Raw genomic sequence first — 5,262 nt, 5'->3', positions numbered from 1 at the left:
TCTCCAATCTCACCTAAATCTTTAGTTCTCACATCATTTAATGCTGAATGGGAAAAATCAGAAATTTTCTTTTGAGCACCTACTCCATATTGTAAAATAGAATTTGAATCCTTTATCTCTATTTTATCTACAAATTGCTCTACCATTTTTTTCTCTTCTTGTGTTAATTGTATTTCCTCAACTATTTTTTCTTCTACTTTTTCTTCTTTTATCTTTAAATTATGATTTTCTTCCTCAAATGCCCCAAAGTTTAATTCTGGTTTTAAATCAATAGATTCTTTGAACTCGTTACTCATTTCTTATCCTCCATTTAATTACTTTTTAAAATCTTCTTCTCCTAGTCCTTCTTGTTTGAATAATGTTTTTAGTACAGTTATATCTGTAGAAATATCTAAAACAACATCCTCATATAAATCATCTAATAAATTTTCAAAAGCACTATTAATAAGATCTATGCTCTTTTTAATTTGATCTTTAGCATTTTTTATATTATAACCTTGAACCACTTGATTGTTTAACTCTTTATAGGAGCTAATTAACTTTATAGTCATAGGCAGATAGTGATTTATAAATTTATTAACTTCTTGCACTTTCTTAGGATTTTCTTCAACCTTATTAAGTATTTGATTTGCAATATCTCCTAATTTGTCTAGCTTTATACATATTTCATCTCTTTGAAGCTGATTTCTTATAGTTTTTATTTGTCCAATATATTCTCTTCCTATTTTTATAGTAGAGTCTACTTCATCCCTTACTGTATCATTATTATCTTTTTTAAGTTTTTTCTTATTATTTTCTTTATCTATTTGTTCTTTTTTCAAGTTTAAATATTCACCATAAACTTCATCATTTATCATAAAATAAGTTTTAGCTTCATCTATATGTCCTTCTATAAACATACCTAAATCAATCATTTTGCGTAAATCTTTAATAACAAAATTCTTTTTTTCACTAGCATATTTTGCTAATTCTTCAATTACTACAAAACTATTATCGTCAATAATTCTTACATATTTTTTAAAACGTTTTATCCTTTTTCTTTCATTTATTCCTTTTAAGAATAACGCTGTACCTCCTAGAGAGAATACCACTAAAACACCCAAAACAACACCACTGCCTGCCATAATACTACTAAAAACTGAATTAGCTATTAGGTATACTCCCAATGATGTAATGTTTATTGTAGCTACCCCCGACCCTACTACTATATAAATTATAGATGATACACTTCCAGGGGGTCTTTTGTTAATATAGTTTGATATATGATTTTTAGCTTTTTTATTTAAATTCATATGCTTTTCAATGTATAGGTTAAATTTTAATTTAAATTGATTTATAGTGTCATCAATGTTGTAGCTAATATCACTTTTAAGGCCCGCAATATCTATTGCTTTAAGTGCATCGCTAACTGTGGATGTAATTTGCTCTTCTAAATTATAAAAGTCATTTTTATTCATTTATGTTGCCTCCAGATTATTTTTATTATTATATACATAAATCTAGATATATAGTATTATCTTATGTTTATTTATATTATAAGTTATCTAGTTTTAACTGATATTAGTAATTTAATTCATATTATTTTAGTATTTACTTTTATAATATGATTATATCACAAATAAAAAAATTACTACCCCTGTGTCGTGAAACACGATGTATGGGGTAGTAATTTAATTAATTTATATTATTTCTTTTACTCTTCCAACAATTCCACTCTCAAGCATTACTTTGATTCCATGGTGGTGATTTGGTGAGTTAGTAAGGATTCTTTGTACTATTCCTTCTGTTAGTTTACCGCTTCTTTGGTCTTGCTTTTGTACTACTTGTACTTTTGATCCTATTTTTATATCACTTCTTTTAGTTCCGTCCATTATTATACCTCTTGCTTTCTTTATATGAAACTATAATTATATCATATCCATAATAACTCTGCTATAAGCTATAATCAAATATTTTGTCATATTTGATAAATATTTTAATATACATATATAAGTAAATTTTATATTAAAGGAGTTAGTAAGTATGATTAGAAGTTATTGTTCAATACATGATGCTTATTTTACAAAAGATAGATGGCTTGAGCTCAAATGTTGTTCTGAGCCTAATTTTAATTGCCGTAATAAATGCTTTGAAAGACCTGATATTCCCTGTGTGAATTGTAAAGTAGAAAAAAATTGTCCTGATTATAAAGAAGAATGGTAATTTTAGTATTTACAGAGATTTTTACATAAGTATTTCTATATGACTTGTTTTTATATACAATAATTTCCAAACATAATAGGAGGGGTTAACTTGGGTAAAATTATAATTAAAAGTGAAATCTTAGAAATGATGCTTTTTATTTGGGATTCAATACATCAAAGAGAAAAGATAGCAGATTCATTCTTTATAGAGCTATCGAATCAAGAAGATATGAAATATCTATATAATGAAGACTTCACAAAGGAATCTGTAAGAAAGGTGCTTTCAGCAATATCAAACAGAGAGCTTCTAAATGCACCAACAAAAAAAGAAAGTAGATACTGGAATAAAAATATGTGGATGCTTGAAGATCTGAAATTTACAAATATGATGATAGCACCAGTAAAGCATCTTAATTTAGAGTATATGGCAGATAAGCTAAGTAATGAAGAATATGAGGTGATATTTATTCCAGGACATATGGATGAGTATTATATTGATGAAAATAAATTGATAATCAATTTCTTTAATATTGCAGTAGATTTATTTGGTGAAGGCCCAGTAACAATAGCTGGTAAACCATTTAATGAATATATAGAAGAAAAACTTCTTAGTATGTAAATATAATTAATTTGAGGATGGCTTATTTAAGTCATCCTCTTTATTTGTTTTGTATGTTATTAACTAATAACTTCAAATCATTTATACTTGGTTTATCATTAGATTCATTATTTGAAGTTTCATTTACCGATGCTTTTTGAGAATTGTCTTTTTTAGATAATCTATTAAGTTTTTCTATTAATTTAGATTGTTTTTCTAAATTTTTCTCTTTTCTTTCACTAGGTGTTAATGGTTTCTTTTTTGAATAACCATTCTTTTTCTTAAACTGCTCACTGCCATACATTATTTCTTCCATTTGAAAACTCTCCATTTTGTTTTATATTAATAACTTAATTATACTTACTATTTTTTTACTCCACTTATTATTTTTAATGTATCCTTTTAACTTTGTCAACTATTCCTTGCTAACTTCATTAACATCAATAGTAAAAACTCCTATAATTTTTTAGTACATCCTCTATAAATAGTTAATGTTATTTTGATATTATTTCTACGTTCCATTCTATGTTACTTTTTAGTGCACTTTGAGTTATATTTGATGATTCTATTCTTTCAATTTCTTTTTTAGAATTTCTCCACCAATTTGTACTCCATATCCTGCTTATCTTCCATCCTCTTGATTCTAAATATCTTCGCCTGTGAATATCTCTTTCCCTTTCAGACTTTAAACTATGATAAGTTGCCCCATCACATTCTATTCCAAGTATATATTTTGAAGCATCTTTATTATATATAGCTAAATCTATCCTATATCCAGATACATCCACTTGTTTATGCACTTCATATCCTCTTTTTACTAACTCCTCGTAAACTTCAGATTCAAATTCACTATCATGATCTCTCTTTTCACTTCTATTGTTAAATGTGTCTAGTAGACTATTGAATATTAACTCCTGCTCCTTTTCATTATTATCAGAGACTGCTCTTATATACTTTAAATACTCCTTAAATAACTTAGGTCCTTTATTCGTAGATTTATCTACTGACAAATCTTCTGGTTCTATATATGTAACTAAACATATTTTCTTCTTGACCCTACTTATAGCAACATTTAAACGATTTTCTCTATCTATCTTATTTAATGGACCAAAGTTATTTAAAACCTTCCCCTGAACATTCTTTGCATATGCTGTAGAAAATACAATTATATCTCTTTCATCACCTTGAACATTTTCAATATTTTTCACAAATAAACTTACATCTTCATCATTCTCAATCCTATCTATCTCTTCTGTGTATTATAATGAATTCATAATTACAAACTCTGATAGCTTCTGTAGGCTTCCCGATTGCCCTTAGTATGTATTTACTTGTAAGGATTGAAGGAAAGCTACAAACTCTATCTGATAGTATTAATGAATTATCTAAAAATATCATTAGCTTAAAATAAATTATAAATACCCCCTATAGATAGATTTTTAAATTCTATTCTATAAGGGGTTATTTATTTGTAATTATTGGTTATCTAATTCTTCATTAACATTTTGAGGTATTATAGATTTCAACTCTTTAGTTGTATCATGCTTTCTTTCTTCCATATCTTGCATATCAATTAATGTACTTACTAATGCATTAGCTGTATTTTTTAAGTTTACTGGTGTTATCTTATCTATTGTATCTTTGTCTGTATGGTAGTATGGATCACTTGATACACTAAAATACGCTACTGGTATTCCCGCCAAATCAAATGGATAATGGTCACTTGAAGCAGCTCCCGTTCCTACATATCCTGAGTATTTTATACCATTATTTATAATATGCTTTTCTGCTATTTTACTTACTTCTGTGATTTCCTTACTATATTGACTAAGTCTCATAGTATCTCCTGTACCTACCATATCCATGTTTATCATAGCTTGGATATTTTCTATCTCCTTAGATTCTTTTAATTCATTAACAAATACATTTGATCCTGATAATCCAAGTTCCTCTGTTCCAAATGCTACAAATTGTATATTATAGTTGAAAGCTTTCTTCATATCTGGTGTAGATAAAAGTCTCGCTGCTTCTAATAATACACTAGTACCTGTAGCATTATCGTTAGCTCCTGGACAGTTTACACTATCAAAGTGAGCTCCTACTATTACAGTTTTTGCATTTTGTGGATCTTTACTCGCTGGTATATTAGCTACTACATTTCTAGAAACTCCATGCTCTACATATTCAATATCTATATCTGAAGTTAATTTTAATCCATTATCTTTTTCTAAATTTGCTAATAGTTTTGTTCCATCTTCATTTGACATACCTAGTACTGGTATAGTACTTTTACCTGCTGTATTCCAAGGTATTCCTGCTCCTGGAGTATGGTTATATATTATTAGAGCCCCTGCCTTATGCTTATTTGCTAAAGCTGCTTTATTAGAAAAAGTAGCATCTCCTGATCCACCTCTTTGAACTAAAACTACTTTTCCTTCTATATCCTTTCCTTCATAGTCAGCATCACTATTTCCATAGCCT

9 protein-coding genes are annotated in these 5,262 nt (G+C 27.8%); 3 read left to right on the top strand and 6 right to left on the bottom strand.

What is annotated here, in order from left to right; translation table 11 throughout:
- From ACRDBA_RS09865 to ACRDBA_RS09855, 3 genes are all read right to left on the bottom strand, one after another.
- On the bottom strand, positions 1 to 296 hold a 296-nt coding region (locus ACRDBA_RS09865; protein ID WP_438572751.1), incomplete at its 3' end, for a toxic anion resistance protein.
- An 18-nt stretch (positions 297 to 314) separates the two neighbouring features.
- The gene (locus ACRDBA_RS09860; RefSeq protein ID WP_438572750.1) at positions 315 to 1,457 is read right to left on the bottom strand and encodes a 5-bromo-4-chloroindolyl phosphate hydrolysis family protein; all 1,143 of its coding nucleotides are present in this window, start codon (positions 1,455 to 1,457) and stop codon (positions 315 to 317) included.
- Positions 1,458 to 1,679: 222 nt separating this feature from the next.
- Complete coding sequence (locus tag ACRDBA_RS09855) at positions 1,680 to 1,871, bottom strand: YwbE family protein (RefSeq protein WP_438572749.1); 192 nt, start codon at positions 1,869 to 1,871, stop codon at positions 1,680 to 1,682.
- A gap of 151 nt (positions 1,872 to 2,022) precedes the next feature.
- On the opposite strand from ACRDBA_RS09855, the gene ACRDBA_RS09850 reads away from it, so the two are divergent.
- Both ACRDBA_RS09850 and ACRDBA_RS09845 read left to right on the top strand, forming a co-directional pair.
- Positions 2,023 to 2,202 (top strand): hypothetical protein, encoded by a 180-nt coding sequence (locus ACRDBA_RS09850; RefSeq protein WP_438572748.1) that lies wholly within the window; start codon positions 2,023 to 2,025, stop codon positions 2,200 to 2,202.
- 90 nt (positions 2,203 to 2,292) lie between these two features.
- Positions 2,293 to 2,802 carry a TDE2712 family protein gene (locus ACRDBA_RS09845; protein ID WP_438572747.1) on the top strand — a complete coding sequence of 170 codons (510 nt, stop codon included), beginning with the start codon at positions 2,293 to 2,295 and terminating at the stop codon, positions 2,800 to 2,802.
- Positions 2,803 to 2,842: 40 nt separating this feature from the next.
- Here the strand turns inward: ACRDBA_RS09845 and ACRDBA_RS09840 are convergent, their stop codons facing one another.
- The gene (locus ACRDBA_RS09840) at positions 2,843 to 3,097 is read right to left on the bottom strand and encodes a hypothetical protein (protein WP_438572746.1); all 255 of its coding nucleotides are present in this window, start codon (positions 3,095 to 3,097) and stop codon (positions 2,843 to 2,845) included.
- Positions 3,098 to 3,275: 178 nt separating this feature from the next.
- On the bottom strand, positions 3,276 to 4,019 hold the full coding sequence (locus ACRDBA_RS09835; protein WP_438572753.1) for an AAA domain-containing protein: 744 nt from the start codon (positions 4,017 to 4,019) through the stop codon (positions 3,276 to 3,278).
- Positions 4,020 to 4,066: 47 nt separating this feature from the next.
- On the opposite strand from ACRDBA_RS09835, the gene ACRDBA_RS09830 reads away from it, so the two are divergent.
- Positions 4,067 to 4,192 (top strand): YvrJ family protein, encoded by a 126-nt coding sequence (locus tag ACRDBA_RS09830; RefSeq protein WP_438572752.1) that lies wholly within the window; start codon positions 4,067 to 4,069, stop codon positions 4,190 to 4,192.
- Between the two features lie 64 nt (positions 4,193 to 4,256).
- Here ACRDBA_RS09830 and ACRDBA_RS09825 read toward each other — a convergent pair.
- A partial coding sequence (locus tag ACRDBA_RS09825; RefSeq protein ID WP_438572745.1) for a DUF4910 domain-containing protein occupies positions 4,257 to 5,262 on the bottom strand: 1,006 nt, incomplete at its 5' end.

The sequence above is a fragment of the Clostridium sp. genome (assembly GCF_051654825.1).
GTDB lineage: Bacteria > Bacillota > Clostridia > Clostridiales > Clostridiaceae > Clostridium.
This window is presented reverse-complemented; position numbering and strand designations above follow the sequence as displayed.